At 71.0% G+C, this 24,889-nt stretch carries 25 protein-coding genes, 2 tRNA genes and 1 pseudogene; 18 read left to right on the top strand and 10 right to left on the bottom strand.

From position 1 onward, the window contains the following. Positions 1 to 128 precede the first annotated feature (128 nt). Entirely contained in the window at positions 129 to 1,082 is a 954-nt protein-coding gene (locus AB0A65_RS17700; RefSeq protein ID WP_359952367.1) for a biliverdin-producing heme oxygenase, read from the bottom strand. A gap of 275 nt (positions 1,083 to 1,357) precedes the next feature. On the opposite strand from AB0A65_RS17700, the gene AB0A65_RS17695 reads away from it, so the two are divergent. The 7 genes and pseudogenes from AB0A65_RS17695 to AB0A65_RS17665 all read left to right on the top strand — a co-directional run. Further along, positions 1,358 to 1,534, top strand: a complete 177-nt coding sequence (locus AB0A65_RS17695; RefSeq protein WP_359952365.1) for a hypothetical protein — start codon at positions 1,358 to 1,360, stop codon at positions 1,532 to 1,534. A 30-nt stretch (positions 1,535 to 1,564) separates the two neighbouring features. Beyond that, positions 1,565 to 4,093 carry an EAL domain-containing protein gene (locus AB0A65_RS17690; protein ID WP_359952364.1) on the top strand — a complete coding sequence of 843 codons (2,529 nt, stop codon included), beginning with the start codon at positions 1,565 to 1,567 and terminating at the stop codon, positions 4,091 to 4,093. A gap of 97 nt (positions 4,094 to 4,190) precedes the next feature. After that, positions 4,191 to 4,263, top strand: a tRNA-Thr gene (locus AB0A65_RS17685). 75 nt (positions 4,264 to 4,338) lie between these two features. After that, positions 4,339 to 4,410, top strand: a tRNA-Met gene (locus AB0A65_RS17680). 99 nt (positions 4,411 to 4,509) lie between these two features. After that, positions 4,510 to 4,677: a 50S ribosomal protein L33 gene (gene rpmG / locus AB0A65_RS17675; RefSeq protein WP_181245701.1), complete on the top strand. Its 168-nt coding sequence runs from the start codon at positions 4,510 to 4,512 to the stop codon at positions 4,675 to 4,677. A gap of 49 nt (positions 4,678 to 4,726) precedes the next feature. Then, positions 4,727 to 5,095 carry a MaoC family dehydratase N-terminal domain-containing protein gene (locus tag AB0A65_RS17670; RefSeq protein ID WP_359952362.1) on the top strand — a complete coding sequence of 123 codons (369 nt, stop codon included), beginning with the start codon at positions 4,727 to 4,729 and terminating at the stop codon, positions 5,093 to 5,095. Continuing rightward, positions 5,059 to 5,418, top strand: a pseudogene (locus AB0A65_RS17665) (MaoC/PaaZ C-terminal domain-containing protein); the annotation flags it as partial. The gene AB0A65_RS17670 and the pseudogene AB0A65_RS17665, both read left to right, overlap by 37 nt. 112 nt (positions 5,419 to 5,530) lie before the next feature. On the opposite strand, the gene AB0A65_RS17660 reads toward AB0A65_RS17665, so the two are convergent. Further along, positions 5,531 to 6,376 carry a 3-hydroxyacyl-CoA dehydrogenase family protein gene (locus AB0A65_RS17660; protein ID WP_359952360.1) on the bottom strand — a complete coding sequence of 282 codons (846 nt, stop codon included), beginning with the start codon at positions 6,374 to 6,376 and terminating at the stop codon, positions 5,531 to 5,533. Between the two features lie 25 nt (positions 6,377 to 6,401). On the opposite strand from AB0A65_RS17660, the gene AB0A65_RS17655 reads away from it, so the two are divergent. From AB0A65_RS17655 to AB0A65_RS17615, 9 genes are all read left to right on the top strand, one after another. Further along, a complete protein-coding gene (locus tag AB0A65_RS17655; protein WP_359952358.1) occupies positions 6,402 to 6,983 on the top strand; it encodes a cob(I)yrinic acid a,c-diamide adenosyltransferase in 582 nt (193 codons plus the stop codon). A gap of 161 nt (positions 6,984 to 7,144) precedes the next feature. Next, a complete protein-coding gene (locus tag AB0A65_RS17650; protein ID WP_359952356.1) occupies positions 7,145 to 8,125 on the top strand; it encodes an ABC transporter substrate-binding protein in 981 nt (326 codons plus the stop codon). A gap of 76 nt (positions 8,126 to 8,201) precedes the next feature. Further along, a complete protein-coding gene (locus AB0A65_RS17645; protein WP_359952354.1) occupies positions 8,202 to 9,725 on the top strand; it encodes a sugar ABC transporter ATP-binding protein in 1,524 nt (507 codons plus the stop codon). Next, positions 9,722 to 10,747, top strand: a complete 1,026-nt coding sequence (locus AB0A65_RS17640) for an ABC transporter permease (RefSeq protein WP_359952352.1) — start codon at positions 9,722 to 9,724, stop codon at positions 10,745 to 10,747. Before AB0A65_RS17645 ends, AB0A65_RS17640 begins: the two co-directional genes overlap by 4 nt. After that, the gene (locus AB0A65_RS17635; RefSeq protein ID WP_359952351.1) at positions 10,744 to 11,769 is read left to right on the top strand and encodes a sugar ABC transporter permease YjfF; all 1,026 of its coding nucleotides are present in this window, start codon (positions 10,744 to 10,746) and stop codon (positions 11,767 to 11,769) included. The genes AB0A65_RS17640 and AB0A65_RS17635 overlap by 4 nt, the downstream gene beginning before the upstream one ends. 132 nt (positions 11,770 to 11,901) lie before the next feature. Then, a complete protein-coding gene (locus tag AB0A65_RS17630; RefSeq protein ID WP_359952349.1) occupies positions 11,902 to 12,825 on the top strand; it encodes an ABC transporter ATP-binding protein in 924 nt (307 codons plus the stop codon). Further along, the gene (locus AB0A65_RS17625) at positions 12,822 to 13,673 is read left to right on the top strand and encodes an ABC transporter permease (RefSeq protein ID WP_359952347.1); all 852 of its coding nucleotides are present in this window, start codon (positions 12,822 to 12,824) and stop codon (positions 13,671 to 13,673) included. The genes AB0A65_RS17630 and AB0A65_RS17625 overlap by 4 nt, the downstream gene beginning before the upstream one ends. A 40-nt stretch (positions 13,674 to 13,713) precedes the next feature. After that, on the top strand, positions 13,714 to 13,908 hold the full coding sequence (locus AB0A65_RS17620) for a helix-turn-helix transcriptional regulator (protein ID WP_106363454.1): 195 nt from the start codon (positions 13,714 to 13,716) through the stop codon (positions 13,906 to 13,908). Positions 13,909 to 14,076: 168 nt separating this feature from the next. Then, positions 14,077 to 15,555: an alkaline phosphatase D family protein gene (locus AB0A65_RS17615; protein WP_359952609.1), complete on the top strand. Its 1,479-nt coding sequence runs from the start codon at positions 14,077 to 14,079 to the stop codon at positions 15,553 to 15,555. Positions 15,556 to 15,595: 40 nt separating this feature from the next. Here the strand turns inward: AB0A65_RS17615 and AB0A65_RS17610 are convergent, their stop codons facing one another. The 8 genes from AB0A65_RS17610 to AB0A65_RS17575 all read right to left on the bottom strand — a co-directional run bounded on the left by AB0A65_RS17610 (position 15,596) and on the right by AB0A65_RS17575 (position 21,752). Beyond that, entirely contained in the window at positions 15,596 to 16,033 is a 438-nt protein-coding gene (locus tag AB0A65_RS17610; RefSeq protein WP_359952345.1) for a DUF2550 domain-containing protein, read from the bottom strand. A 2-nt stretch (positions 16,034 to 16,035) separates the two neighbouring features. After that, complete coding sequence (locus AB0A65_RS17605) at positions 16,036 to 16,317, bottom strand: F0F1 ATP synthase subunit epsilon (protein WP_359952343.1); 282 nt, start codon at positions 16,315 to 16,317, stop codon at positions 16,036 to 16,038. Positions 16,318 to 16,482: 165 nt separating this feature from the next. Next, positions 16,483 to 17,160 (bottom strand): Crp/Fnr family transcriptional regulator, encoded by a 678-nt coding sequence (locus tag AB0A65_RS17600; protein WP_091052475.1) that lies wholly within the window; start codon positions 17,158 to 17,160, stop codon positions 16,483 to 16,485. Between the two features lie 305 nt (positions 17,161 to 17,465). Beyond that, positions 17,466 to 18,662, bottom strand: coding sequence for a MarP family serine protease (locus tag AB0A65_RS17595; protein ID WP_359952341.1), 1,197 nt, complete (start codon positions 18,660 to 18,662; stop codon positions 17,466 to 17,468). Positions 18,663 to 18,686: 24 nt separating this feature from the next. Continuing rightward, positions 18,687 to 19,373, bottom strand: a complete 687-nt coding sequence (locus AB0A65_RS17590; RefSeq protein WP_359952339.1) for a CoA pyrophosphatase — start codon at positions 19,371 to 19,373, stop codon at positions 18,687 to 18,689. Beyond that, entirely contained in the window at positions 19,370 to 19,924 is a 555-nt protein-coding gene (locus AB0A65_RS17585) for a TlpA disulfide reductase family protein (protein WP_359952337.1), read from the bottom strand. Before AB0A65_RS17585 ends, AB0A65_RS17590 begins: the two co-directional genes overlap by 4 nt. After that, positions 19,921 to 20,685, bottom strand: coding sequence for an endonuclease III (gene nth / locus AB0A65_RS17580; RefSeq protein WP_359952335.1), 765 nt, complete (start codon positions 20,683 to 20,685; stop codon positions 19,921 to 19,923). Before nth ends, AB0A65_RS17585 begins: the two co-directional genes overlap by 4 nt. Continuing rightward, positions 20,682 to 21,752, bottom strand: coding sequence for a S8 family serine peptidase (locus AB0A65_RS17575; protein ID WP_359952333.1), 1,071 nt, complete (start codon positions 21,750 to 21,752; stop codon positions 20,682 to 20,684). Before AB0A65_RS17575 ends, nth begins: the two co-directional genes overlap by 4 nt. A gap of 249 nt (positions 21,753 to 22,001) precedes the next feature. On the opposite strand from AB0A65_RS17575, the gene AB0A65_RS17570 reads away from it, so the two are divergent. Together AB0A65_RS17570 and AB0A65_RS17565 are read left to right on the top strand one after the other, a co-directional pair. Beyond that, positions 22,002 to 24,461, top strand: a complete 2,460-nt coding sequence (locus AB0A65_RS17570) for an SseB family protein (RefSeq protein ID WP_359952331.1) — start codon at positions 22,002 to 22,004, stop codon at positions 24,459 to 24,461. Continuing rightward, positions 24,458 to 24,823: a hypothetical protein gene (locus AB0A65_RS17565; protein ID WP_359952607.1), complete on the top strand. Its 366-nt coding sequence runs from the start codon at positions 24,458 to 24,460 to the stop codon at positions 24,821 to 24,823. Before AB0A65_RS17570 ends, AB0A65_RS17565 begins: the two co-directional genes overlap by 4 nt. Positions 24,824 to 24,889: the final 66 nt, after the last annotated feature.

Here is a 24,889-nt window from a genome sequence, read left to right as displayed (position 1 = left end):
AGTGCGGCTCCGGGGGGCCGTCCGTGAGCTTGGCAACCGGGACACGGTAGCGCCGACGGCGCCGGGCGGGGGAGATGCGTCACCGCCCGGCGTGTCGCGACAATCAGGACATCACCGACCGGTAAGGGTCAGCCGTCCAGCTGCTCCTTGGACTCGGTGAAGATCCGCACGATCTCGGGCCGGACCTCCGCGCGCTCGGTGAGGGGGCGGGCCCAGGCGAGGCGGATCGCCACCTCGCCGTCGCCGACCGACGCCTTGAAGTCCGCGCCCTCGCCGTCGAAGCCCGTCATCCGGGCCGCGTGCGCCTCGGGCCGCCCGCCCGCGCCGCGGCAGATGACGAGGGTGTCGGCGGCGTGGTCGTGGTTCATGTGGTGGCAGATCGCCGCCACGGTCTTCGGCTCGAACGGGTTGCGGCCCAGGTTCGCGCCCAGCTCCGAGAGCACCGCGCCGTTGTGGTCGTAGGCGAGGAGGATCTCCTCGACCAGGCGGGCCTTCGCGTCCTCGGGCAGGTCGATCGCGTCCAGGCGCGAGCGGTACTCGTCCTTGAACGCCTTCGGGCTGCCGATCCCGGTGAACTCGTAGAACGAGGCGCCCTCGCCGTTGAAGCCGTAGTTGCGGCGCGCGGCCTTCCCGAACGCCTGCCCGCCCGAGAGGTCCCCGAGGTAGCGCGTGTACGCGTGCGCGACGTACCCGCCCGGCTCCGCCGCGGCCTCCGTGATGCGATCCACATAGGCGCGCGTGGACGGGAGCGGCTCGGCGCCCGAGCGCCACTTCGGGCCCATGAGGAACTTCAGGTCCGCCTCGATCGAGTGACGGCGCGCCAGCTCCGCGAAGACGAACGGCCCGGCGACCGGGTCGTCCGCGAGGCGGTCGCCCGCGGCCTCGATGGCCTCGTAGACGAAGAACTGCTGCGCGTGCCAGCGGGTGTAGTCGTCCACGCCGAGGGAGCCGTCGAAGAGCCGGTCGAACAGGCCCGGTTCGCGCTCGGCGTCGGCTGAGGGGTCGAGGCCCTGGTGGCGGGACCACGACGCCTCGCGGATCCGGGCCGAGAACGACATCGCGCTGGCGGTGTCAGCAGACATGGGCGTATTCCTTGTCGAGTTGTGGCCGTCTTCAGGAGTAAGGCAAGCCTAACCTATTCACAAGGGCCGTGTCATGCGCTGCGAACGCCCGACCCGTCAGCGAACGCCGCGGGGTCATCGGCGACAATGGGCGCGGACCCTACTCGCACGTAGGGCTGAACCAGAAAGAGCACGAGAATCACGGTCGCAAGCCTTCCCTAGTGCGATCCGACTGTGGCACCATGGGCTCAACTGGTCCCCTTGACTGAACGTACCCACCACTCACGGGAGGCCCTGTGAAACCGGCCAGATTTTTGAAGAAGCTCAGCGCGGCGGCCGCTGCGGGCCTGATCGCCGCCTGCGTGATCGCCGGACCCGCCTCCGCAGGGGGCAACTCCGGTGAGATCACCAAGGCCGCCGCTGTGACCGAGTCGTCGTACACGGTCCAGAACTCCGGCGAGATCACCCCGTAGCCGGGTACCGCATGTCGATCGAGTCCGCCCATGGCGAATGAGCAGTTCAGCAGCATCCTGCTCAAAGCCGCGCCATGGGCGCTCACGATCCTCGTCCTGGGCGCCGACGCGGGGATGCTCGTCGCCTTCGGACCGCCCGAGAACGCCCCGCTGCTCCAGGCGGGCGCCTTCACAGTCGCGTTCCTAGCCGCACAGAACCTGCTCGTGCAGCAGGACCTGCGCGGCCACCGCATCTCCTTCAACCTCGCCGACATCCCGCTGGTCCTGGCGCTGTTCTACCTGCCGCCGTTCTGGATCGTGGCCGTCCGGATCGTCTCCTCGGGCCTGTTCTACGGCGGGCGGTACCTCCGCTCCCCGGTCGGCCCCCTCAAGTCCCTGTTCAACATGGGCATCTCCGCGCTCGGCGCGGGCACCTCCGCGGCCATCGTCCAGGCCGTCGGCATCGGCTCGGCGAACAACCCCATGACGTGGCTCGTCATCGTCGGCGCGATCGTCATCACCGGGTTCATCACCACGGCCCTCATCTCCTCGCTCATGTTCCTGCTCAACGGGTGGCGGAGCATGCTCAAGGCGTGGTCGGGCTTCGCGCTCACCCTCGCCGGGCCGCTCATGGCCTCCTGCGTGGGGCTGGTGTTCCTCATCCTCATCGAGGCCACCCCGTGGGCCTGGATCCCGCTCGGGGCGCTCCTGCTCGTCATCGTGGCCCTCTCCCGCAGCTACATGAAGCTGCGGCGCCAGCGGCACATCCTCAACGAGCTCAACAACTTCACCAGCCTCGTCGCCGGGTCCGTCAGGTCCAACCGGCTCATCGACGCGACCCTGGGTCGGCTGCGCGAGTTCCTGTCCGCGGAGTCCGCGACCGTGTGGGTCCCCGCAGACGGCCGCTACCCGGAGATCCGGCTCACCTCGTCCGTGGACGACGTGGGCCTCACCGACCTCGACCCGGTCCCCGACGAGCTCCAGCAGGCCGTCATCGACACCAGCGAGCCGACCCTCATCGGCCCCCGGCACGGCACGCCCGAGCAGCGCGAGGCCCTCGCGGCCGCCGGGCTCCGCAACGCACTGCTCGTGCCGCTGCGCTCGGGCGACGAGGTGTACGGGTGCCTGTCGGTCTCCGACCGCTTCGGCGGCGAGATGTCGCACTTCCTGCCGGTGGACCTCCAGCTCCTGGAGACCGTCGCCGCGCACGTGAGCATCGCCGTCGACAACTCGCGCCTCATTGACCAGCTCCGCTACGACGCCTACCACGACCCGCTCACGGGCCTGCCGAGCCGGCGCCGGTCGCTCGAAGCGCTCCAGGAGGCCCTCTCGATCACCGTGGCCGGCGAGGTCGTCGCCGTGTTCATGTTCGACATGGACTCGCTGCACGAGATCAACGACGCGCTCGGCCACGAGGCCGGGGACACCGCGCTGCGGGAGTTCGCGCGGCGGCTCAAGGCGCACTCGCCCGCGGCCTCGTTCATCGGCCGCATCGACTCCGACGAGTTCATCCTCCAGACCCGCCTGGCGTCCACCGACGCGGCCGTGGAGACCGCCCGGCGCCTGCGCGAGGAGGTCCAGGGCCCGTTCGAGGTCGGCGGCGTCGCCGTCAGCCTCTCCGCGGCCGTGGGCGTGGTCACGCACCCGGACTTCGCCGCCGACGCCGACGAGCTCCTCAAGCGCGCCGACGGGGCCACCAGGCAGGCCAAGGACACCGCCGACGGCGTGCAGCTGTACCACGCGGGGCTCGAATCGGAGTCCCTGCGGCGCATCGGCCTCGCCGCCGACCTGCGCAAGGCCCTCGACCGGGGCCGCCTCGAAGTCCACTTCCAGCCGAAGGTCCGGCTCGACCGGGACCTCGACGCGGGCGGGGCCGTCGTCGGCGCCGAGGCGCTCGTGCGCTGGTCCCACCCGACGTACGGGGCCGTCGCGCCCGAGGAGTTCATCCCGATCGCGGCCTCCACCGGCCAGCTCGGGCGGCTCACCGACACCGTCCTGGACGAGGCCCTGCGCCGCGCGGCCGAGTGGGCCGGCGAGGACGGGCCGCTGCCGATGTCCGTGAACCTGTCGCCGCGCACCCTGTCCGACTACGAGTTCCCCGACCGGGTCGCCGCGCTCCTGGAGCGCCACGGCGTCCCCGGGGACCGGCTCACGTTCGAGATCACCGAGGACGACGTGGTCTCCGGCGAGCCGCGGCTCACGCCCGCGCTGGAGCGCCTCCACGAGATGGGCGTGCGCCTCTCCGTGGACGACTTCGGCGCCGGGTACTCCTCGCTCGCGTACCTGCGGCGGCTGCCGGTGCAGGAGATCAAGATCGACCTGCGGTTCGTGCAGGGCATGGCGACCGACGACGACGACCGCGCGATCGTGGAGGCCGTCCTCGGGCTCGCGCGCCACTTCGACATCGACGTGGTCGCCGAGGGCATCGAGACGCACCAGACCGTCGAGCAGCTCCGGGGCCTCCACTGCGAGGCCGGGCAGGGGTACTACTTCTCGCGCCCGCTGCCCCCGGACCGCTTCGCGGCCTGGCTCGACGGGCAGGGCTGGAACCGCGGCCAGGCCCGGCTGCGGGTGGTCTGACCCGGGCCTGTGGCCCGCGCCGCACGGCGGGCCCCGCTTCGGCGGACCGGGCCCGGTCATGTACTCTTGTCAAGGCCGCGAGGGAAGCCTCGCGAACGCCCCCTTAGCTCAGTCGGCAGAGCGTCTCCATGGTAAGGAGAAGGTCTACGGTTCGATTCCGTAAGGGGGCTCGGAAGCACCTCGAAGCGAAAGCGGACTGGTGTTGTACTGCTCACCCAGAGCCAATCTGGCGGCAGTGAGCACACGGCGGTGTAGCTCAGTGGTAGAGCAAACGACTCATAATCGTTGTGTCGGCAGTTCGATCCTGCCCATCGCTACTTTTGGCAATCGGCGACCACTGCGTTACGCTGGTCGCCGTTTTGTTTTGCAGGGAGAACCCGCCGACCGGCGGGTTCCGCTAGAGGAAGGCACTCATCGTGGCCAAGGCTACCGACGTCCGCCCCAAGATCACCTTGGCGTGCACGGAGTGCAAGGAGCGCAACTACATCACGAAGAAGAACCGGCGGAACGACCCCGACCGGCTCGAACTGAAGAAGTACTGCCCGCGCTGCAAGACCTCGCAGGTCCACAAAGAGACCCGCTAGTCTTCCCCGCCCCCGGTACATGCTCAACGCTTCGTATGTGGGACGGTCCTTGCCGACCACCGAACCGGTGGTGCTCACCGCCGAGTCGGTGACCCGCTTCGCCGAGGCCGTGGGCCTCGCCGACACCGGTGCGGTCCCCCCTACCTATCTGATCTCGCTGACGCTGCCCGCGGCGGACCGCCTCATCGACGACCCGGACTTCGGGCTCGACTGGGGACGCGTCCTCCACCGCGAGCAGCGTTTCGCGTACCACCGGGACCTCCGGGCCGGGGACGCGGTGACGTGCACCGTCACCGTCGAGTCGATCAAGACCGTCGCCGGGAGCGACCTCCTCTCACTCCGCACCGCCGTCGACGACGCCCAGGGCCTCGCCGCCGAGGTGTGGACCACGCTGTTCGTTGCAGGAGACCCCCAGTGAACCTGTCGGACCTCGCGGTCGGCGAGACCGTGTTCACCGCCTCCTACCCCGTCGGCCGCGGGCACCTCGCCGCGTACGCCGACGCCTCCGGGGACCACAACCCGATCCACCTGGACGAAGCGGCCGCGAAGGCCGCCGGGCTCCCCGACGTCATCGCCCACGGCATGTACACGATGGGCCTGGTCTCCCGCGCGATCCTCGAATGGGCCGCCGCGAACGGGATCGACGCCCGGCTCACCGAGTTCACCGCCCGCTTCGCCAAGCCCGTCGTCGTCCCCGTCGCGGGGACGTCCGTCGAGGTCGAGGGCAAGGTCCGCAAGGCCGACGGCGGCACCGTGGAACTGGCGATCACCGCGCTGAGCGGCGGCGAGCGGGTGCTGGCACCCGCCCGCGCCACCCTGATTCAGAAGTTATCCACAGCCCTGTGGACAACGCTCAGTAGTCGTAGAACCCCTTGCCGCTCTTGCGGCCGATCGCGCCCGAGGCGACCATGCGGCGCAGCAGCGCCGGCGGGAAGAACTGCGGGTCCGCGGTGTCCTCGTAGATGTTCTCCGTGGCGTGCGCGATCACGTCGATCCCCGTGAGGTCGGCGGTCGCGAGCGGGCCCATCGGGTGGCCGAAGCCGAGCTTGCAGGCCGTGTCGAGGTCCTCGGCGGAGATGACGCCGTCCTCCACGAGCCGCGCCGCCTCGTTGATCAGCGCGCAGATCAGGCGGGTGGTCGCGAAGCCCGCGACGTCCCGGTTCACGACCACGCAGGTCTTCCCCGCGGCCTCCGCGAACGCGCGCGCCGAAGCCAGGGCCTCGTCGCTCGTGTGCAGGCCGCGCACGAGCTCGCACAGCTGCATCATCGGGACCGGCGAGAAGAAGTGGGTGCCGACCACGCGCTCCGGATGGGTCGCGGCGGCGGCGATCTCCGTGATCGGGATCGCCGAGGTGTTCGTGGCGAGCACGGTCTCCGGGGCCACGATCTCCGAGAGCTGCCGGAAGACCTCCTGCTTCACCGGGAGGCGCTCGAAGACCGCTTCGACGGCGATACTCGCGCCCGCGGCGGCCTTGAGGTCCGTGGCGACCGTGATCCGCGAGAGGGCCGCGTCGGCGGCTTCCGCGGTGGTCCTCTCCTTGGCGACGAAGCGGTCGAGGGAGGAGCGGATCGCCGCCAGCGCCCGGTCGAGCGCCCCCTCGTCCGTGTCGATCAGCGTGACGTCGGAACCGCCGAGGCTTGTGACCTGTGCGATCCCGGAACCCATGAGTCCCGAACCGATTACCGCGACTTGTGTCATGGGGGGAGGCTATATGGTCGGGGGTATGGCGGTCAATCTCACCAGGATCTACACCAAGACGGGCGACGACGGCACGACCGGTCTCGCCGACTTCTCCCGCGTCCCCAAGACGCACCTCCGGCTCGCCGCGTACGGCGATGTGGACGAGGCGAACGCCGTGATCGGCACGGCGCTCGCCCTTCAGACGGGGGAGATCGGGGAGCGCGAGCGGGAGATCCTGCTCGCGGTCCAGAACGACATGTTCGACGTGGGCGCGGACCTGTCCACCCCGGTGGCGGCGGACCCGAAGTACCCGCCGCTGCGCATCGACGGGTCCTATGTGGCGCGGCTGGAGGGGTGGATCGACGAGTGCAACGCCGATCTCGAGAACCTCCGGTCGTTCATCCTGCGCGGGGGGACGCCGGGGGCGGCGCTGCTGCACCAGGCGTGCACGGTGGCGCGGCGGGCCGAGCGGTCGGTGTGGGCGCTGCTGGAGTCCGAACCGGACACCACGCACGCGGTACCCGTGACCTATCTGAACCGGCTCTCGGACCTGTTGTTCGTGTTGGCGCGCAAGGCGAACCCGGGCGGGGACGTGCTGTGGGCGCCGCGGGGGTCGCAGGGCTAGCCGGGCGGCCGCTCGCGGCGCGTTGTGAAATCGTTACGGCACTGAGGGGTGCCGTTCTTGACGGGAGCGATCACACGGGTGAAGGATATGAGCGGTAACATTCGTATCCGCAAATATCTACAACCCCGTATACCTCGCACCCTTCGAAAGGCGACACCCCCGTGCTCAAGAAAGTCCTTGCCGGCCTCGGCGCCGGTGCACTCCTGTTCGGCCTCTCCGCGTGCGGCGGGGACGGCGACTCCGGTGAAGGCGGCGACGACGCGCTGGTCGTCGGCTTCGCGCAGGTCGGCGCCGAATCCGCCTGGCGCACCGCCAACTCCGACTCCGTGAAGGCCGCGGCCGAGGCCGCGGGCGTCGAGCTCCAGTTCGTCGACGGGCAGCAGGAGCAGGAGAAGCAGATCGAGGCGATCCGCAACTTCATCACCCAGAAGGTCGACGTGATCGTCCTGGCGCCGGTCGTGGAGACCGGCTGGACCGAGGTCCTCACCGAGGCCGAGCAGGCCGGCATCCCCGTGGTCCTCGCCGACCGCGGCATCGAGGACGCCGACGAGGCCCTGTACACGACCCGCCTGGGCTCCGACTTCGTGGCCGAGGGCCACAGCGCCGGGGCGTGGGCCGCCGAGACGTTCGGCGCCGACACCGACTTCCGGATCCTGGAGCTCCAGGGCACCACCGGGTCCGCGCCCGCGAACGACCGCAAGGCCGGGTTCTTCGACGAGCTCGACACGCAGGGCGTCGGGTACACGATCGTCGACTCCCAGTCGGGCAACTTCACCGCCGAAGAGGGCAAGGCGGTCATGGAGACCTTCATCAGCACGTACGGCCTGGACGACATCGACCTGCTGTACGCGCACAACGACGAGATGGGCCTCGGCGCGATCCAGGCGATCGAGGAGGCCGGGAAGGTCCCCGGCACCGACATCCAGGTCATCATCGTGGACGGCTCCGCGGCCGGGTTCCAGGCCGGCGTCGACGGCAAGGTCAACTACATCGTCGAGTGCAACCCCGCCTTCGGCGACCAGCTCATGGACGTCGTCGCGCAGGTCGCGAACGGCGACGAGGTCGAGAAGTTCATCGCCGTCGAAGAGGGCGTCTTCGACAGCACCCAGTTCGAGGCTGAGCTCCCGAACCGCCAGTTCTAGCACCAGTTCTAGTCCCAGGACCGCCGCCCGCGCCGCGTGCGCGGGCGGCGGCGCCCCGACCGAAGGACGGGACCACATGTCCGACGACGCTGCCCTGGTCAGGATGACCGGCATCGTGAAGGACTTCACCGGCGTGCGCGCCCTCGACGGCGTCGACTTCACCCTCAGGCCCGGCGAGATCCACGCCGTCATGGGGGAGAACGGCGCCGGGAAGTCCACCTTGATCAAAGTGCTCACGGGGGTCCACGGCCACGACGCCGGGCGGATCCTCCTCGACGGCGCGCCCGTGCGCTTCTCCAGCCCCAAGCAGGCCCAGGCCGCCGGGATCTCCACCGTGTACCAGGAGGTCAACCTCACCGAGAACCTCTCGGTCGCGGAGAACCTCTTCGCCGGGCGCGAGCCGCGCCTCGGGCCGTTCATCAACTTCAGGGCCATGCGCCGCAAGGCGACCGCGCTCCTGGAGGACCTCGGGCTCGACCTCAACGTCTCCGCGCCCCTGTCGGCGTACTCGATCGCCATGCAGCAGCTCGTCGCCATCGCGCGGGCCGTCGACGTGGAGTCGAAGGTCCTCATCCTCGACGAGCCGACATCTTCGCTGGACCGCGACGAGGTGGCCGTGCTCCTCGGGGTCATGCGCCGCCTCGCCGCCGAGAAGGGCACCGCGATGGTGTTCATCTCCCACTTCCTCGACCAGGTCTACGAGATCTGCGACCGCATGACCGTGCTGCGCAACGGCAGGCTCGTGGGGGAGTGGGCCACCGCGGAACTCGGCGAGAACGCGCTCATCGGCCACATGCTCGGGCGCGAAGCCGCGGCCCTGGAGCAGATCGAGCGGGCCGCCGCCGCGCACCACGTGGAGGACGACGCGCCGCTCGTGGACGCGAAGGGCCTGGGCCGCAAGGGCTCCATCGCCCCGTTCGACCTCGCGGTGCGCCGCGGCGAGGTCGTGGGCCTCGCCGGGCTCCTCGGGTCCGGGCGCACCGAGACCGCGCGGCTCCTCGCCGGGGCCGACCGGTCCGACGCGGGCGAACTCGACTTCGAGGGCGCGAAGGTGAGCGGCCACAACCCGCGCACCGCCGCCGCCCGCGGCATCGCGTTCTGCCCCGAGAACCGCAAGACCGAAGGGCTCGTCGGGGACCTCACCGTGGGCGAGAACATGATCCTCGCGATGCAGGCGTCCCGCGGCTGGGCCCGCTCCGTCCCCGCCGCGCAGCGGACCCGGCTCGTCGCCGAGTTCATCGAGAAGCTCGGCATCCGCCCCGCCGACCCCGACATGCCCGTCAGGAACCTCTCCGGCGGCAACCAGCAGAAAGTGCTCCTCGCCCGCTGGATGCTGGTGGAGCCCAAGCTCCTCATCCTCGACGAGCCCACCCGCGGCATCGATGTCGGAGCGAAGGCCGACATCCAGCGGCTCGTCGCCGAGCTCTCCGGCGGCGGCATGGCCGTCCTGTTCGTGTCCGCGGAACTCGACGAGGTCGTGCGCCTCGCCGACCGCATCGCCGTCCTGCGCGACCGCGAACTCATCGCGACCCTCGAAGGCGGGGCCGGGATGACGACCGAGCGGATCGTGGACACCATCGTCGCCGGAGGGGAACGATGAACCCTTATCTGAAGCGGCTCGTGTGGCCGCTCGGCGTGCTCGTAGTCCTCATCGTCGTCAACATCGCGATCACCGGGTTCGACTTCCTCATCCCCGGTGTCCAGGACGGCCGGCTCAACGGCGCGTTCGTGAACATCCTGCGCCGCTCCGCGCCGCTGCTCATCATCGCGCTCGGGATGACGCTCGTCATCGCCACCAAGGGGATCGACCTGTCCGTGGGCGCCGTCTACGCCATCGGCGCGGCCGTCGCCTGCCAGTGGATCTCCGGGCCCAACGAGAACAGCGTCGGCACGGTGCTCGTCGCGGTGGCCCTCGCGCTCGCCGTCGCCGCCGCCATCGGGGCGTGGAACGGGACCATGGTGGCGCGCTTCGGCATCCAGCCGATCGTCGCCACCCTCATCCTCATGATCGCCGGACGCGGCATCGCCCAGCTCATCACCGGCGGGCAGATCCCCAACGTCGCCGACACCAGCCCGTTCGTGGAACTCGGCCGCGGCGCGATCCTCACGGTCCCCGTGCCGATCGTCATCGCCGCCGCCGTCCTCACCGCCCTCGCCGTCCTCACCCGCAGGACCGCCCTCGGGATGCTCCTCGAATCCGTCGGCGGCAACCCCGAGGCCAGCCGCCTCGCGGGCATCCGCGCCAAGGGGATCACCGTCCTCGTCTACCTCGTGTGCGGCCTGTGCGCCGGACTCGCCGGGATCATCGGCGCCGCCAACCTCGGCAGCGCCGACGCCAACAACGGCGGCCTGTGGATCGAGCTCGACGCGATCCTCGCCGTCGTCATCGGCGGCACCGCGCTCCTCGGCGGCCGGTTCTTCCTGCTGGGCACCACGATCGGCGTCGCCATCATCGGCACGCTCGAAGTCACCATCATCAACGTCGGCCTCTCCAGCCAGTGGCAGTTCACCGCGAAGGCCATCGTGGTCCTCGCCGTCGCACTCCTCCAGAGCCCCGAGTTCCGGGCCTGGACCCTGCGGCCGCTGCGCCGCACCCCCGCCGTCGAAGGGACCGGACGATGAGCGCGCAGACCCTCACTGGGCGGGCGACCGCCGCACTCGCCGCGGGCGGCCTGCGCCGCTACGTGCCCATCGGCGCCACCGTGCTCCTCCTGGCGCTCATGTACACCGGCGGCCTCGCCAACTACCGCAACTTCGACAACCCGCAGCTCGTCCCCGACCTGTTCATCGGCAACGCCGGACTGCTCATCATCGCCGTCGGCATGACCTTCGTGATCCTCTCCGGCGGCATCGACCTGTCCGTCGGCTCCGTCATGGCGTTCTCCACCATGGCCTGCGCCTGGCTCACCGTCGACGCCGGGATCTCCGCACCGCTCGCGTTCGCCATGGTCCTGGCCCTCGGCACGCTCTCGGGGACGCTCACCGGCGCCGTCATCCACTACTTCAACGTGCAGCCGTTCATCGCGACCCTCGTGGGGCTGTTCCTGTACCGGGGCCTGACCCTCCAGATCTCCGACGAGGACGTGTCCATGCGCGACGTCGCCGGGATCGGCTGGGGCATGGAGCGCACCGAGTTCGGGAACGTGCGCGACGGCGGCTTCAGCCTCCCGAACCTCTCGTTCCTCGCCCTCGCCGTCGTGCTCGTCGCCTTCGTCGTCCTGCACTACACCAGGTTCGGGCGCGGCGTCTACGCCGTCGGCGGCAGCGAGCAGTCCGCGCTCCTCATGGGCCTCCCCGTGGCGCGCACCAAGATCGGTGTCTACGCCGTCAGCGGCTTCTGCGCCGCCCTCGCCGGGGTCGTCTCCGCGTTCTACACCAAGAGCGCCAACCCGCTCGCGGGCGTCGGCCTCGAACTCGACGCCATCGCCGCCGTCGTCATCGGCGGGACCCTCCTCACCGGCGGTGCCGGATTCGTCCTCGGCACCGTCGCCGGGGTCATGGTCACCGGGATGCTCTCCACGATCATCGCGTTCCAAGGGGACCTCAACTCCTGGTGGGCGAAGATCGTCGTCGGCGTGCTCCTCCTCGCGTTCATCCTCCTCCAGCGCGTCCTCGCCCGCTCCGGCGAGAAGCGCCGGACCTAGACCCGTCTCTTCGCAACAGAGGGGCCGTTCACCTGCGTGAACGGCCCCTCGCGCAATACGGGTTAGCGGAACTCTCCCACGAGTTGTAGTATGAGTGCTATCAACGATCGGAAACATACAACGGAGCGATCCATGGGACACCCCCGAACGCACGACGGACCCGCCATCGCGGTCGCCGACCTGCGCATGCGCTACGGCGACAAGGACGTGCTCACCGGTCTCGACCTGGAGATCGAGGCGGGAGGGGTCACCGCCCTCCTTGGCCCCAACGGCGCCGGCAAGACCACCACCATCGAGATCCTCGAAGGCTTCCGCGGCCGCTCGGCCGGGGACGTCAGCGTCCTCGGCACCGACCCCGCCCACGGCGACGAGCGCTGGCGGGCCCAGCTCGGCGTCGTCCTCCAGGAGTGGCGCGACAACGGCAAGTGGAAGGTGCGCGACATCGTCACGCACTTCGCCGAGTACTACAAGCCGTACACCGACCCCTGGGGCGCCGACGAACTGCTCGACATGGTCGGCCTCGCCGCCCAGTCCGGGCAGCGCGTGCGCACCCTCTCCGGCGGGCAGCGCCGCCGCCTCGACGTCGCCCTCGGCATCATCGGCCGCCCGGCCCTGCTGTTCCTCGACGAGCCGACCACCGGCTTCGACCCGCACGCCCGCCGCGAGTTCCACGAGCTCATCCACCGGCTCACCGACCTCGACGGCACCACGATCCTGCTCACCACCCACGACCTCGACGAGGCCGAGAAGCTCGCCGAGCGCATCCTCATCCTCGCGGGCGGCCGCATCATCGCCGACGGCTCGCCCGACCAGCTCGCCCGCGCCGCCTCCACCACCGCCGAGGTGAAGTGGATCCAGGACGGGCAGCTCCAGATCCACGCCACCGAGGACGCCACCGACTTCGTGCGCAAGCTCCTCGCCACCGACGACGGCAAGGTCACCGAACTGGAGATCCACCGCGCGAGCCTGGAGGACGCCTACCTCGGACTCGTCGCCAAGTTCGAATCCGGCGAAGCGGCCACCGCCGTCGACGCGTTCAAGGAGGTCACCCGATGAGCACCAACACCCTCCACGAGTACCGCACCGGCTGGAAGCGGGCCCTCATCGAGACCAAGATCTCGCTCACCAGCATCGGCGACCTCATGGGCTTCATCATGCCCACCGCCATCGCCATCGTCGTCCTCCTGTTCATGCAGAAGGCCGACTTCGAGGGCGCCCCGGTCTCCCTGGGCTCCATGAACATGCCGAGCCTCATCGGCATGAACGTCGTGTTCGGCGGCATCATCGGCATGGTCGGCGCGCTCGCCATGGACCGCACCAACGGCACGCTCCTGCGCGCCAAGTCCATGCCCGGCGGCATGACCGGCTACCTCGTCGGGCACCTCGTCTCGACCGCCATGTTCATCAGCGTCTCCGCGGTCGCACTGCTCGCCGTCGGGCTGCCGCTGTTCGACGGGTTGGAGTTCGCCAGCCCCGACCGGTGGCTGACCTTCATCGCCGTGCTGCTCATGGGCATCGTCGCGACCCTGCCCATCGGCGCGGTCCTCGGGGCGCTGCTCGACAACCCCAAGAACATGGGCCTGGTCATGTTCCCCATCATGGGCATGGTCGCGATCTCGGGGATCTTCTACCCGATCACGGCGCTGCCGACCTGGCTCCAGGGGGTCGGGCAGGTCTTCCCGATGTTCTGGATGGGCCTGGGGATGCGGCACGCGCTGCTCCCGGACTCCATGGCGGCCGTGGAGATCGGCGGCGGATGGCGCACGGCTACCATGTTCGCCGTGCTCGCGCTCTGGGCCGTGGTCTCGATGGCCCTGGCGCCCAGGCTCCTGCGGCGGATGTCGCGGCGCGAGTCGGGTTCGGCCGTGGCGGCGCGCCGCGCCGACATGCAGAGGGACTGGTGATCGAGCCGTGGCCGGGGACGAGGTCTACAACCGGATCGCGATGCTGCGCGCCGAGCGGGGCGTCTCGCGCCGCCAGCTCGCAGAGGCCCTCGGCGTCCACTACCAGACCGTCGGCTACCTCGAACGCGGCGAGTACAGCCCCAGCCTGTACCTGGCGCTGAAGCTCTCCGAGTACTTCGAAGTGCCCGTAGAAGTGGTCTTCTCCACCAAGCCCTTCCCGCGCCTCGGCGCGTAGGGCCTCCCGCCCCGCGCTCCGGAACACCCCGGCCCCAGGCCGTCCGGAGCGCGGGGCCTTCTGTTCACTTCCGGGCCACTCGGGTGCCACCGGGGTCTGCGAGCGTGAGTGGCGACTGCCGACACCCCGCCCGCATTGGAGGCCACCGTGCCGATCGACCGTAGGAAACTGCTCGCCGCCGGAGCCGGGGGCGCCGTGCTCCTCGGCACCCCCGGGATCTCGTACGCCGCGTCCCGGCCCCTGCTCACGCACGGCGTCCAGTCCGGCGACGTCACCGAGCGCGGCGCCGTCCTGTGGACCCGCGCCGACCGCGGCTCGCGCATGCGCGTCGAACTCGCCGCGCGCCCGGACTTCAAGCACGCCAGGGAGCTCCGCGGCCCCGCGCTGACCTCGGACACCGACTACACCGGGAAGCTGCGCCTCAGCGGCCTCAAGCCCGGCCAGACGTACTACTACAAGGTCCGCGCCGAAGGCGAGCGGAAGTCCGACGCCCTCGAAGGCTCGTTCACGACCGCCGCGGACGAGTGCCGCGACATCACGTTCCAGTGGTCCGGCGACCTCGCCGGGCAGGGCTGGGGCATCAACCCCGAGTTCGGCGGCTACCGGATCTTCCAGGCCATGGCCGACGCCGAGCCGGACTTCTTCCTCTGCTCGGGCGACTTCGTCTACTCCGACGGGCCGCTCGTGGAGACCGTCGCGCTCCCCGACGGGACCACCTGGCGCAACACGGTCGTCGAGGAGAAGTCGAAGGTCGCCGAGACGCTCGCGGAGTACCGCGGCCAGTTCAAGTACAACCTGCTGGACGAGAACCTGCGCGCGTACCTCGCGAAGGTGCCGATGGTGAACCAGTGGGACGACCACGAGGTCACCAACAACTGGTACCCCGGCGAGATCCTCGACCTGCCGCAGTACACCGAGAAGAACGTGGACGTCCTCGCCGCGCGGGCCCGCCAGGCGTTCGCCGAGTACACGCCCGGCGGCTTCGACGCCGAGGGCCGCATCTACCGCAAGATCTCGTACGGGCCGCTCCTGGACCTGTTCGTCCTCGACATGCGGACCTACAAGAGCCCCAACCCGGACGCCGACGGCGCGACCGGGCAGATCCTCGGCGAGCGCCAGCTCGCGTGGCTCAAGCGCGAACTGCGCCGCTCCAAAGCGACGTGGAAGGCCATCGCGGCGGACCTCCCGATCGGGCTCCTCGTCGGCGACGGCGCGGGCGCCTGGGAGGGCATCGCCGAGGGCACCGGCGGCGCCCCGATGGGCCGCGAGACCGAGATCGCCGACCTCCTGTCGTACTGCAAGCGCGAGGAGGTCGCCAACATGGTGTGGCTGACCGCCGACGTCCACTACACCGCCGCGCACCACTACTCGCCCGACCGCGCGGCGTTCCAGGACTTCGACCCGTTCTGGGAGTTCGTCTCCGGCCCCCTGAACGCGGGCGCCTTCGGCCCCAACCAGCTCGACCCCACCTTCGGCCCCGAAGCGGTCTTCGTCAAGGCCCCGCCCGCCGCCAACACCTCGCCCGCCGTCGGCTACCAGTTCTTCGGCGAAGTCCACATCGACGCCGACACCGAGGTCCTCACGGTCTCCCTCAAAGACCTCGACGGCGAAGTCCTCTTCACCCAGGCCCTCCAGCCCGCCGCCTGACACGACGATGCCCGCCTCCTTTCGGGGGCGGGCATCGCGGTCAGTCTCGGTCGGAGTAGAAGGCCGCTCCGGGCGGGGCGGCCTCCAGCCATGAGAGGAAGCCGGTGACGGCCGAGGTGGTCATGGCGAGTTCGACGTCTCCGGCGGCGTTCTTGCAGCGGAGGATCGCCACCTCGGGGGGGAAGATCTGCGCTTCGGGGCCGGCGGGGACGCGGCGGTCGGCGATCTGGAGGTCTTGGCGCGAGAGCGCGTAGCGCGGCCCGAACGCGAGGGAGAACATCCGGTACCAGCGGAGCGTGCCGCGCTCGTAGACGCCGAAGCCGGGGGCCCAGCCGCGGCCCTCCATGTGCCGCGACAGCCGGGCGGCCATGGCGACCGAGCCGGAGCGGGAGAGGATCGAGCGCCGGACGTAGGTCAGCACGAGGAACACCGCGACGGCCGCCGCCAGTGCGGCGACGATCAGCAGTGCCTTCAGCATGGTCAGGCCGAGGCGGGGGCGACCGCTTCGGCGGTCTCGGCGAGGATGGTGACGCCGTCGGTGGTGACCGACAGGAAGCCGCCTTCGATCTTCCAGGCGAGCTCGCCGCCGCCGACCGGCTGCACCCGTACGGTGCTGTCGATGCGGAGCTCGCCGAGCAGCGGCTGGTGGCGGGGCAGGATGCCCAGTTCGCCTTCGGTGGTGCGGGCGTACACGGCCTCGGCCGCGCCGGACCACACCTTCGAGTCGACTGCCACGACTTCGACGTTCAGTTGCCCTGCCACAACGCTCCTTCAGTCAGACTCCGGGATGGTTACGGGAAGTCTAAACGGCTGGACCTGCGGGCGTCCATGCGGCCAAGGGCGGTGACGGAGGTGATGAGGCGCACTACCTGGGGTACGACGAAGGCCCCCGGCGTCGCCAGGGGCCCCGAAGTTCGACCGGAAGCGTTACACGCGCGCGCGGCGGGCGAGGCGCTCCGGGTCCATGATGATGACGCTCTTGCCGTCCAGGCGCAGCCAGCCGCGGCCGGCGAAGTCGGCGAGGGCCTTGTTCACGGTCTCGCGGGAGGCGCCGACGAGCTGGGCCAGCTCCTCCTGGGTGAGGTCGTGGGTGACGCGCAGGACGCCGCCGTCGCGGGTGCCGAAGCGGCTCGCCATGTGCAGCAGGGCCTTGGCGACGCGGCCGGGGACGTCGGTGAAGATGAGGTCCGCCATCGAGTCGTTCGTGCGGCGCAGCCGGCGCGCTATCACCCGCAGGAGCTGCTCGGCGATCTCGGGCCGGTTCGCGAGCCACGGCCGCAGGGCGGTCTTGGACAGGCGGGCCATGCGGGTGTCGGTGAGAGCGGTGGCGGTGGCGGTGCGGGGTCCCGGGTCGAAGAGCGCGAGCTCGCCGACCATGTCGGACGGGCCCATCACTGCGATCAGGTTCTGGCGGCCGTCGGCGGAGCGGCGCCCGAGCTTCACCTTGCCGGACATGACGATGTACAGACTGTCGCCCGGCTCGTTCTCGGTGAAGACGGTCTGGCCCTTGTTGATGTCGACGTACTCCATCTCTTTGATGAGCGACTCGACAGCTTCGGGGTCGACCCCCTTGAACAGGGCGGCCCTCGCCAATACGTCTTCCATGTCCGTTCGCACCTTTCTTCAACGCACCGCTAGTGCAAGTACTGAGTCTATGCCTCTTGTCCGCATTGCGGGAGCGAGACCCCCGTAAATCCACATGCGCACCGTCGCCGCCGGAATCGACATTCGTATCCGAATGAATGGCTTCCGTCCGTTCCGAGCGTCACCGCGTGAGACTCGCCGCGCCGTCTCAGCAGGGGTTTCGTTCCGGGGAGCGGAAAGCGTCGACGGCGACCGCTACAGCCTACCCGCATTGTGACGTCAGGCCCAACATCCGGCAATGGAGAGAATCCCCAAGATCGCACATCTCACGTGCACGAACCGGTCCCCACGGACCCGCTCGCGGTGAGTCCGGCGTCGAGCACGGCCGCGGACTCGTCCATGGTGAGCGCGTACCCGGTCTCCGGATCGTCCACGGCCGCGGCGAACACGACGCCGATGACCTCGCCGTCCGGATTGAGGAGCGGGCCGCCGGAGTTGCCGCCGATGATCGTGGCGTACAGCTGGTAGACCTCGCGGGTGACGGTGCCGTCGTCGTAGATGTCGGGGCCCGTGACCACGCGCGCCTCGCGGACGCGGGCCGCGGTCGCGGTGTAGGGGCCGCCGCCGGGGTAGCCGAGGACGATCGCGTCGGCGCCGGACTCGGCGGTGTCGTCGTTGACGGGCAGCGGGTCGGCGTCGAGGTCGGGGACGTGGAGGATCGCGAGGTCCTTGTCCGGCTCGAAGACGATGACCTCGGCTTCGAGGAGGTCCCCGTCGGACTCGACGCGGACGTCGTCGGTCCCGGCGACGACGTGCGCGTTGGTGACGACGAGGCCGTCGGCGTACACGAAGCTGGAGCCCTCGATCTGGCGGTCGCAGGAGGGGGCCGAGCCGTGGACCTTGAGGACCGACTCCTCGGCGTTCCGCACCACCGAGGACGCGGCGAGCTCGGGGTCCGGGGCGGGCACGTCGCGGACCTGCGTCGGGTCGATGCCGTAGAAGATGTTCGGCATGCCCGTGGTGTTCAGGGACTCGCGGAGCCGGTCGTAGACGCCGCGCACCGCCTCGGGCATGTTGTCGTCGATGCCGCCGACGATCGAGGAGTTGCGGACCGCGCCGGCGATGGCCGGGAGCGGCAGGCTCGCGAGCGGCGCGGCGGCCATCCAGGTGACGAGGAGGACCGCGACGATCGAGATGACCGGGCCCAGGTAGTGGTCGACGCGCCTGGAGCCGTTGGACTTCAGCTTCTTGCGGAGCCGGTAGCCGATCGCGGTCATGAGGGCCTGCCCGCCGAGGGCGAGCGCGAAGACGACGACGAGCGCGACGACGAGTTTGGCGAGCGGCTCCTGGTAGAAGTCCGCGGCCCACGGGGCGACCTGGATGCCCAGGAGCGCGCCGCCGAGGAAGCCGAGGAACGTGGCGGCCGAGAGGATGAAGCCCTGCCGGTAGCCGTTGATCGCGAACAGGAGCGCCAGGAGCACGATGACGACGTCGACCAGGAGGCCCGAACCGCTCGGACTCATCGCCACCCCGCAATCGCTTGAGCGCTAGCGCCCTTCGAGTTCCATCGTGCGGCTCCGGTCCCAGGGCCGGGACCAGCCGCCCAGGTCCAGTAGCCACGACAGTACCCCGGCGGTGAACCCCCAAATCAGCGGCACGCCCGCGACCTGGAAGCCCGGTCCGCTGCGGCCCGACGGGTACCCGACGGTGCCGCGCGAGCCGGGATCGGCGAGGACGTGCAGCGGGACCTGGTGGGCGGCGGCCACTTCGGAGGCGGCCTGCGGGGCGACGGTGTGCGGGCGGCGCCACAGTGCGAGGACGGGCGTGACGGCGAAGCCGGACACGGGGATCCACAGCGGCGGGAGCGTCGCGCCCACGAGCACCGAGGCGGGGTCGACGGCGAGCTCTTCGGCCGCTTCGCGCAGGGCCGTGGCGGCGCTGTCGGCGTCGCCGGGGTCGGCGGCGCCGCCGGGGAACGCGACCTCGCCGGGGTGGTGGCGCAGGGTCGCGGCCCGCTGCTGGAGCAGGACCGAGGGGCCGGTGGCGGTGTCGGACAGGAGGACCAGGACCGAGGCGGTCCGCGCGTGCTCCTCGTCGTAGGGGCGCAGGTGGCCTTCGATGACGCGTTCGGCCGTGGGGCCCTGGGCTTCGGCGGCCGCTTTCAGGAGCGGGCGCCACCAGCCGGGGTCGTGGAGGTCGCGGTCGTTGACGTCGCTGGTATGGGGGTCGGTCACGCCAGCTCCAGGCCGAACGCCACGCCCGCGGCCTCGGCGAGGCTCTCTGCGGTGACGCCGGGCTGGACGATGAGCTCGGCGACCGTGCCGTCGGCGTTCACGAGCGCGATGCCGGGGAGCGCGGGGACGCCGAGGCCGATGCGGACGGCCTCGTCGGGGTCGGCGACGGACGGGAAGGTCATGCCGAAGTCGTCGGCGAACCAGCGCCCGGCGTCGTCGGTGTCCGCGGTGTCGACGCCGAGGACGCCCACCTGGTCGCCGTTGGCCTGGAAGAACGCTTCGATCTCGGGGGCCTCCGCCTGGCACGGGACGCACCAGCTCGCCCACAGGACCACCACGAGGGGCTTCCCGTCGGCGCCGACCGCGGTCGGGGCGCCGTCCCCGAGGCAGTCGAGTTCGAGCTCCCCGACGCCTTCGACGGGGGTGGTCCCGGGGTCGCACGGGACGGACCAGCTCGGCTCGTCGGCGCTGCGCGGGGTCTGGGAGTCCGAGGGGTTTCCGGTGCAGGCGGCGAGGAGCAGCAGCGGCAGGGCCGCGAGGAGCCGCCTCACGCGCTCACCGCGTCTTCGATGCCCGCGAGCTTGATCAGCTGCTCCACGTTGTCGCCCTTGAGGAGCTTCGCGGCCTCGGCGGGGTCCGTGGGGCCCTCGCCGAACGACGGGCAGTGCGCGGCGAGCGAGCACGCCCCGCACGCGGGCTTGCGGGCGATGCAGACGCGGCGGCCGTGGAAGATGATGCGGTGGGAGAACATGGTCCACTCGCGGTGCTCGATGAGCTTCTGGAGCTGGAACTCCAGTTTCACGGGGTCCTTGCCGTCCACGAGCTTCAGGCGGTTCGTAATCCGGATCATGTGGGTGTCGACCGTGATGCCCGGGACGCCGAAGGCGTTGCCGCGGATGACGTTCGCGGTCTTGCGGCCGATCCCGGGGAGCTTCACCAGGTCGTCCATGCCTTCGGGGAGCTCGCCGCCGTGGTGCTCCACGAGGGCCTTGCCGAGGCCGATGATCGAACGGGTCTTGTTGCGGTAGAAGCCCGTGGGGCGGATCAGCTCCTCGACGTCCTCGGGGTTCGCGTCGGCGTAGTCCGCGGCGTCGCGGTAGCGCGCGAACAGCGCCGGGGTCGTGAGGTTGACGCGCACGTCGGTGCACTGGGCCGACAGGATCGTGGCGACCGCGAGTTCCAGCGGGTTCGCGTAGTCGAGCTCGCAGTGGGCGTCGGGGTGGGCCGCGGCCAGGAGGCGGTCGATGACGCGGGCCCGGCGCTTCTTGGCCAGTTCGGTTTCTTTGCCCTTTTTCGCGGCGGCGGCGGTCACCCGGCAATGGTACGCGGGCGCACCGGCAACCGCCTGCGGCCTCGCAGCAGCAGTGCGGCCCCGCCGAGGAGGCCGCCGCCCGCGGCCGTGGCGGCCGCGCTCCAGATCGAGGGCATCTGCTCGGACTCCGCTTCGGGGGCGACGTCGGCGGCCACGGCCGCGCCCGCGTCCACGATCCCCGCGCCGAGGTCCGCGTCCCCGGGCTTCGCCGTGGAGGTGAGCGCCCGCCGGACCTGGTCGGCGGACCAGTCCGGGTGGGCCGAGCGCACGAGCGCCGCGGCGCCGGAGACGATCGCCGACGCGAACGAGGTGCCGGTGACGGTCTTGTGCCCGCCGGTCGCGTCGGCGGCGCTCAGGTCCGCGCCGGGCGCCGCGAGGTCGGTGGCCTCGCCGGTGACGGCGGTGCGCCAGCGCTGGCCGCGGTCGTCGGTGCCGGTGACCGCCAGGACCTCGTCGATGCGGGCGGGGAACCACACCTCTTCTTCCCCGGTGTCGTCCTGTCCGCGGTTCCCGGTGCACGCCACCACGACCACGTCGTTGCGTTCGGCGTAGGCGATGGCCTCGGCGAACGGCGCGGAGTCGTAGTGGCCGCCGAGCGACAGATTGATGACGTCGGCGCCGTTGTCGACGGCCCACTTCACGGCCGCGCCGACCATCGCCGAGTCGTGGTACTTGTTCTCGTCGTCGAGGACCCGCACGGGGAGGATCGCGGCGCCGGGGGCCATGCCGGGGTGGCCGTCGGTGCCGCGCCCGGCAATGAGGCTCGCGACGGCGGTGCCGTGGCCGACCGGGTCGGCCTGGCCGAAGGCCCGCTCGTAGACCGGGCTCTCCTCCGAACCGAAGGCGAGGAGCCGGGGTTCGGCGCCGGGGTCGAGGTCGACGTAGCTGCGGCCCGGGAGGACCGCGCCCGCGAGGTCGGGGTGGTCGGCGTCGACGCCGGAGTCGACCACGGCCACGACGACGCCGTCGCCGTTCGCCGTGGCCCAGGCGGCGGGCGCTCCGGCCGCGGCGACCTGCCAGGGGACCGGCGCGGCGCCCCCGACGGGTGCGGACAGCAAGAGCGCCAACAGCGTCGAGCAGACGCAGGCCATCACGTATCGAGCAGCGCGGTTCCCCATCAGAGCGGGATCGTTACACAGCGACAGGCCCACAGCGTGGGAATGACACGCGTTCGTCTTTATGATTTCGTTATTTTTGGCCTACTGAACGAAGCTTGACAACGCCCTCGCGTTACGGTGACCATCGCGAGGGGACGCCGCGTTCGCTCGACACCGCCCCATCCAAGACCGGTAGGGGGGAAGGGCTGAGTGGGATCGATGTGGGAACCCAGTAACGAGATCGAGCACCGACTCCGAGAAGCACTGCGAGCCGAGGACCAGGACGGATACTTCCGGATCCTGGCGCAGATCGAACTTGTCCTCCCACTGTCCTATGAGGGAGTGAACGGCACGGGCGCCGACACGTGGGCCACGTGGACCACGGACGATCGCACCCATATCCTCGCGTTCACGTCGGAGTCCGCGCTTCAGGTCTGCTTGCGCGACAACGCGGGATCGTCGCGGAGGGTGACGTTCGCGTCGCTCGCCGAGTCGTGGCCCGACGAGGAGTGGTGGCTCGCGGTCAACCCGGGCCTCCCGATCGAGGGCTACCTGCCCGCGTGGTTCGTCTCCCAAGTCGCCCAGGGCATGACGACCGTCCCGGCCGACCCCGAGCCGCAGGCCCCGGCCGCGCCGGAGCCGTACCGGGAGGACCGCTTCGCGGGCGCGACCCGCCGGGACCCGTTCGGGGACGGCCAGTCCGACCCGTTCGCGAACCCGATCGCGGCCGCCCCGCAGGCGCCGCCGCCGCAGCGCGAGAGCTTCATGCCCCCGCCGCCGCCGATCCCCGACGTGCCGCCCGCGCCGCGCCGCTCCTCGGACCTGAACGGGTCCGCCGCGCAGCAGGCGTCGACGGTCGGCGGGACCACCTCGGCCGGACTGCCGCTGCGCCAGCCGCCGCGCGAGGACGCCGAGCCGGAGGGATTCAGCGGCCAGTTCCAGTCGCAGCAGTCGCTCCAGTCGCCCGCGCAGTCGTACCAGCCGCCGCCGCAGGACTACACGCCGCAGCAGCAGTCGTTCGGGTCGCAGCCGCAGGGCTTCGGCTCGCAGCCCCAGGGCTACACGTCCCAGCCGCAGAACTTCGGCTCGCAGCCGCAGGGCTTCGGGTCCCAGCCCCAGGGCTACGGCTCCCAGCCGCAGCAGTTCGGCTCGCAGCCCCAGGGCTACGGGTCGCAGCCGCAAGAGGGGGCCTTCCCCGCGGAGCCGCACTGGCCGTCCCCGCAGGACCAGTGGCCCGACGCCCCGGACTGGCTGCGCGACCAGCAGTCCGACTCGCAGGCCGCGCTCCCCACGCGCGAGCCCGCGCCGGTCGCGTACCCGGAGACCTACTCCTCGGGCGACGCGTTCGGCACGCCCGCCGCGCAGGAGGAGGAGCAGCGCACCGCCGAGTCGTTCGCGTCCATGTCGAGCGCCTTCGGCCGCAGGCCCGCCGCGCCCGAGCCCGCCCCGCGGGCGTCGGCCGCGCCGCAGCCCGTGGAGCTGGACGGCGACGCCGCCGAGCCGCTCCTGGCCGAGGCCGCCACCTCCGGCGACACCGCCGGGTTCCTCCAGACCCTGCTGTGCGCCAGCGTGGTCCTCCCGATCGCCGACCCCGAGGCCGCGCACCTGCGCGTCGGGGACCCGGCGTTCCGGTGGTCCAGCGACATCGTCGACGGCAACATCGGGATCACGGTGTACACCACCGAGGCCCGCATGGCCGAGCGCGTCGGCGGCGAGACCGCGCACACGACGGTCCCGTTCGGGTGGCTCATCCAGCACTGGCCGGGCCAGGACTACGCGCTGTACGTCAACCCCGGCACCGAGGTCGGGGCGAACATGTCCGGCCCCGAGATCGAGCCGCTCCTGAAGTGGGCCGAGGCGAAGGACCTCCTGGTCTTCGCCCGCGAGATGGAGAAGCGCCACGCCGCCGCCGCGCGCGCGGCCTCGCCCGCGCACCGCGTGCAGCCCGTGCTGTGGCAGAAGACCATCCCGCACCACCAGGTGCCGTTCTACCTGGAGCGCGGGTACGACCGCGTCGGCGGGTTCGTCCACCCGGCCGAGGCCGTGGACCACCTGCGCACGCCCGCGCAGCTGTACCTCGCGCTCGGGCTCATCCGCTCCAGCGAGGACTTCAGCCCCACCGACGACTCGGTGCACGTGCTCCGCTGGACCGGCTACCGCACCGACCTGTACCCGGCGGCCATCGGCGGCAACGACTTCCCGACCGCGGAGTCCCGCGGGGGGACCGTGGTCGAGCCCGGCCCGTTCCGCGGCGACGGGTTCGCGCCCTCGGAGTCCCCCGAGGACCGCATCCCCGAGCACAAGGTCGACTCGGTGCGGCTCCCGCACGGCGCGAAGATCCTCCGGATCGACTCGCGCGGCGAGGTCACCGAGATCGCGCAGTACGACTCGGACACCCGCGAGTGGGCGCCCGTGGACGGCGCCTTCGGCGGCCCGGCCGCGATCGAGGCGCCCTCCGTCCCGGCCCTGCCGTCCGCCCCCGAGCCGTCGGGCCCGCCGCCCGCCGGGCCGATGGGCGAGGCGTTCGGGTACGGCGGCGGCGCGGCAGGCGGCTACGACAGCGCGCTCGGCGACGCCTGGGGCGACGCCGACGGCCACTACGACCTGGTGCGGCCCAACCCCGAGGACCGGGCCGCCTCGGTCCTCGACCACCGCTCCAGCGACTGGAAGGACGCCTGATGCGCGACGGCTACATCGCCCGCTGGAAGGGCGCCGAGTACGACTCCAGCCCCGACGGCGCCCACGTGCGGCTCTACTCGCCCACCGGCGGCGACGGGTTCGTGCAGGTCGCCGAGGGCCGGTACCGCCGCGGCGTGCCGATCGGCGAGCTGGAGGACTTCTTCTACGTGCGCACGGTCTGCACCTGGCGCGGGGAGCCGTTCCTGCTGCTGGGGGCCTCCGGCGAGTGGTACCGCCTGGAGTACTCCGGCGGCCGCTCCGACGTGGCGCGCTCGCTGGGCCTGGAGCCCTACGACAACGGCGTGTACCAGATCTGGGCGCCCGCCGAAGAGGTCACCGGCATCAGCGAGCAGTACCTCTAGACGCTTCCGCGAAGGCCCCGCTCCGAATGGAGCGGGGTTTTCGCCGTATCCGGACCTGGACGCAAC

This window comes from Glycomyces sp. NPDC047010 (assembly GCF_040644205.1).
In the GTDB taxonomy this organism is placed as follows: Bacteria; Actinomycetota; Actinomycetes; order Mycobacteriales; family Micromonosporaceae; genus Glycomyces.
The sequence above is the reverse complement of the archived record's forward strand: the minus strand, read 5'-3'. Positions and strand labels throughout refer to the sequence as shown.

Bases quoted from the DNA above. Each gene is read 5' to 3' on its own strand.
- AB0A65_RS17700 (WP_359952367.1), bottom strand. From the start codon at position 1,082: ATGTCTGCTGACACCGCCAGCGCGATGTCGTTCTCGGCCCGGATCCGC.
- AB0A65_RS17690 (WP_359952364.1), top strand. From the start codon at position 1,565: ATGGCGAATGAGCAGTTCAGCAGCATCCTGCTCAAAGCCGCGCCATGG.
- AB0A65_RS17660 (WP_359952360.1), bottom strand. From the start codon at position 6,376: ATGACACAAGTCGCGGTAATCGGTTCGGGACTCATGGGTTCCGGGATC.
- AB0A65_RS17655 (WP_359952358.1), top strand. From the start codon at position 6,402: ATGGCGGTCAATCTCACCAGGATCTACACCAAGACGGGCGACGACGGC.
- AB0A65_RS17645 (WP_359952354.1), top strand. From the start codon at position 8,202: ATGTCCGACGACGCTGCCCTGGTCAGGATGACCGGCATCGTGAAGGAC.
- AB0A65_RS17640 (WP_359952352.1), top strand. From the start codon at position 9,722: ATGAACCCTTATCTGAAGCGGCTCGTGTGGCCGCTCGGCGTGCTCGTA.
- AB0A65_RS17635 (WP_359952351.1), top strand. From the start codon at position 10,744: ATGAGCGCGCAGACCCTCACTGGGCGGGCGACCGCCGCACTCGCCGCG.
- AB0A65_RS17630 (WP_359952349.1), top strand. From the start codon at position 11,902: ATGGGACACCCCCGAACGCACGACGGACCCGCCATCGCGGTCGCCGAC.
- AB0A65_RS17625 (WP_359952347.1), top strand. From the start codon at position 12,822: ATGAGCACCAACACCCTCCACGAGTACCGCACCGGCTGGAAGCGGGCC.
- AB0A65_RS17620 (WP_106363454.1), top strand. From the start codon at position 13,714: ATGCTGCGCGCCGAGCGGGGCGTCTCGCGCCGCCAGCTCGCAGAGGCC.
- AB0A65_RS17610 (WP_359952345.1), bottom strand. From the start codon at position 16,033: ATGCTGAAGGCACTGCTGATCGTCGCCGCACTGGCGGCGGCCGTCGCG.
- AB0A65_RS17600 (WP_091052475.1), bottom strand. From the start codon at position 17,160: ATGGAAGACGTATTGGCGAGGGCCGCCCTGTTCAAGGGGGTCGACCCC.
- AB0A65_RS17595 (WP_359952341.1), bottom strand. From the start codon at position 18,662: ATGAGTCCGAGCGGTTCGGGCCTCCTGGTCGACGTCGTCATCGTGCTC.
- AB0A65_RS17570 (WP_359952331.1), top strand. From the start codon at position 22,002: ATGTGGGAACCCAGTAACGAGATCGAGCACCGACTCCGAGAAGCACTG.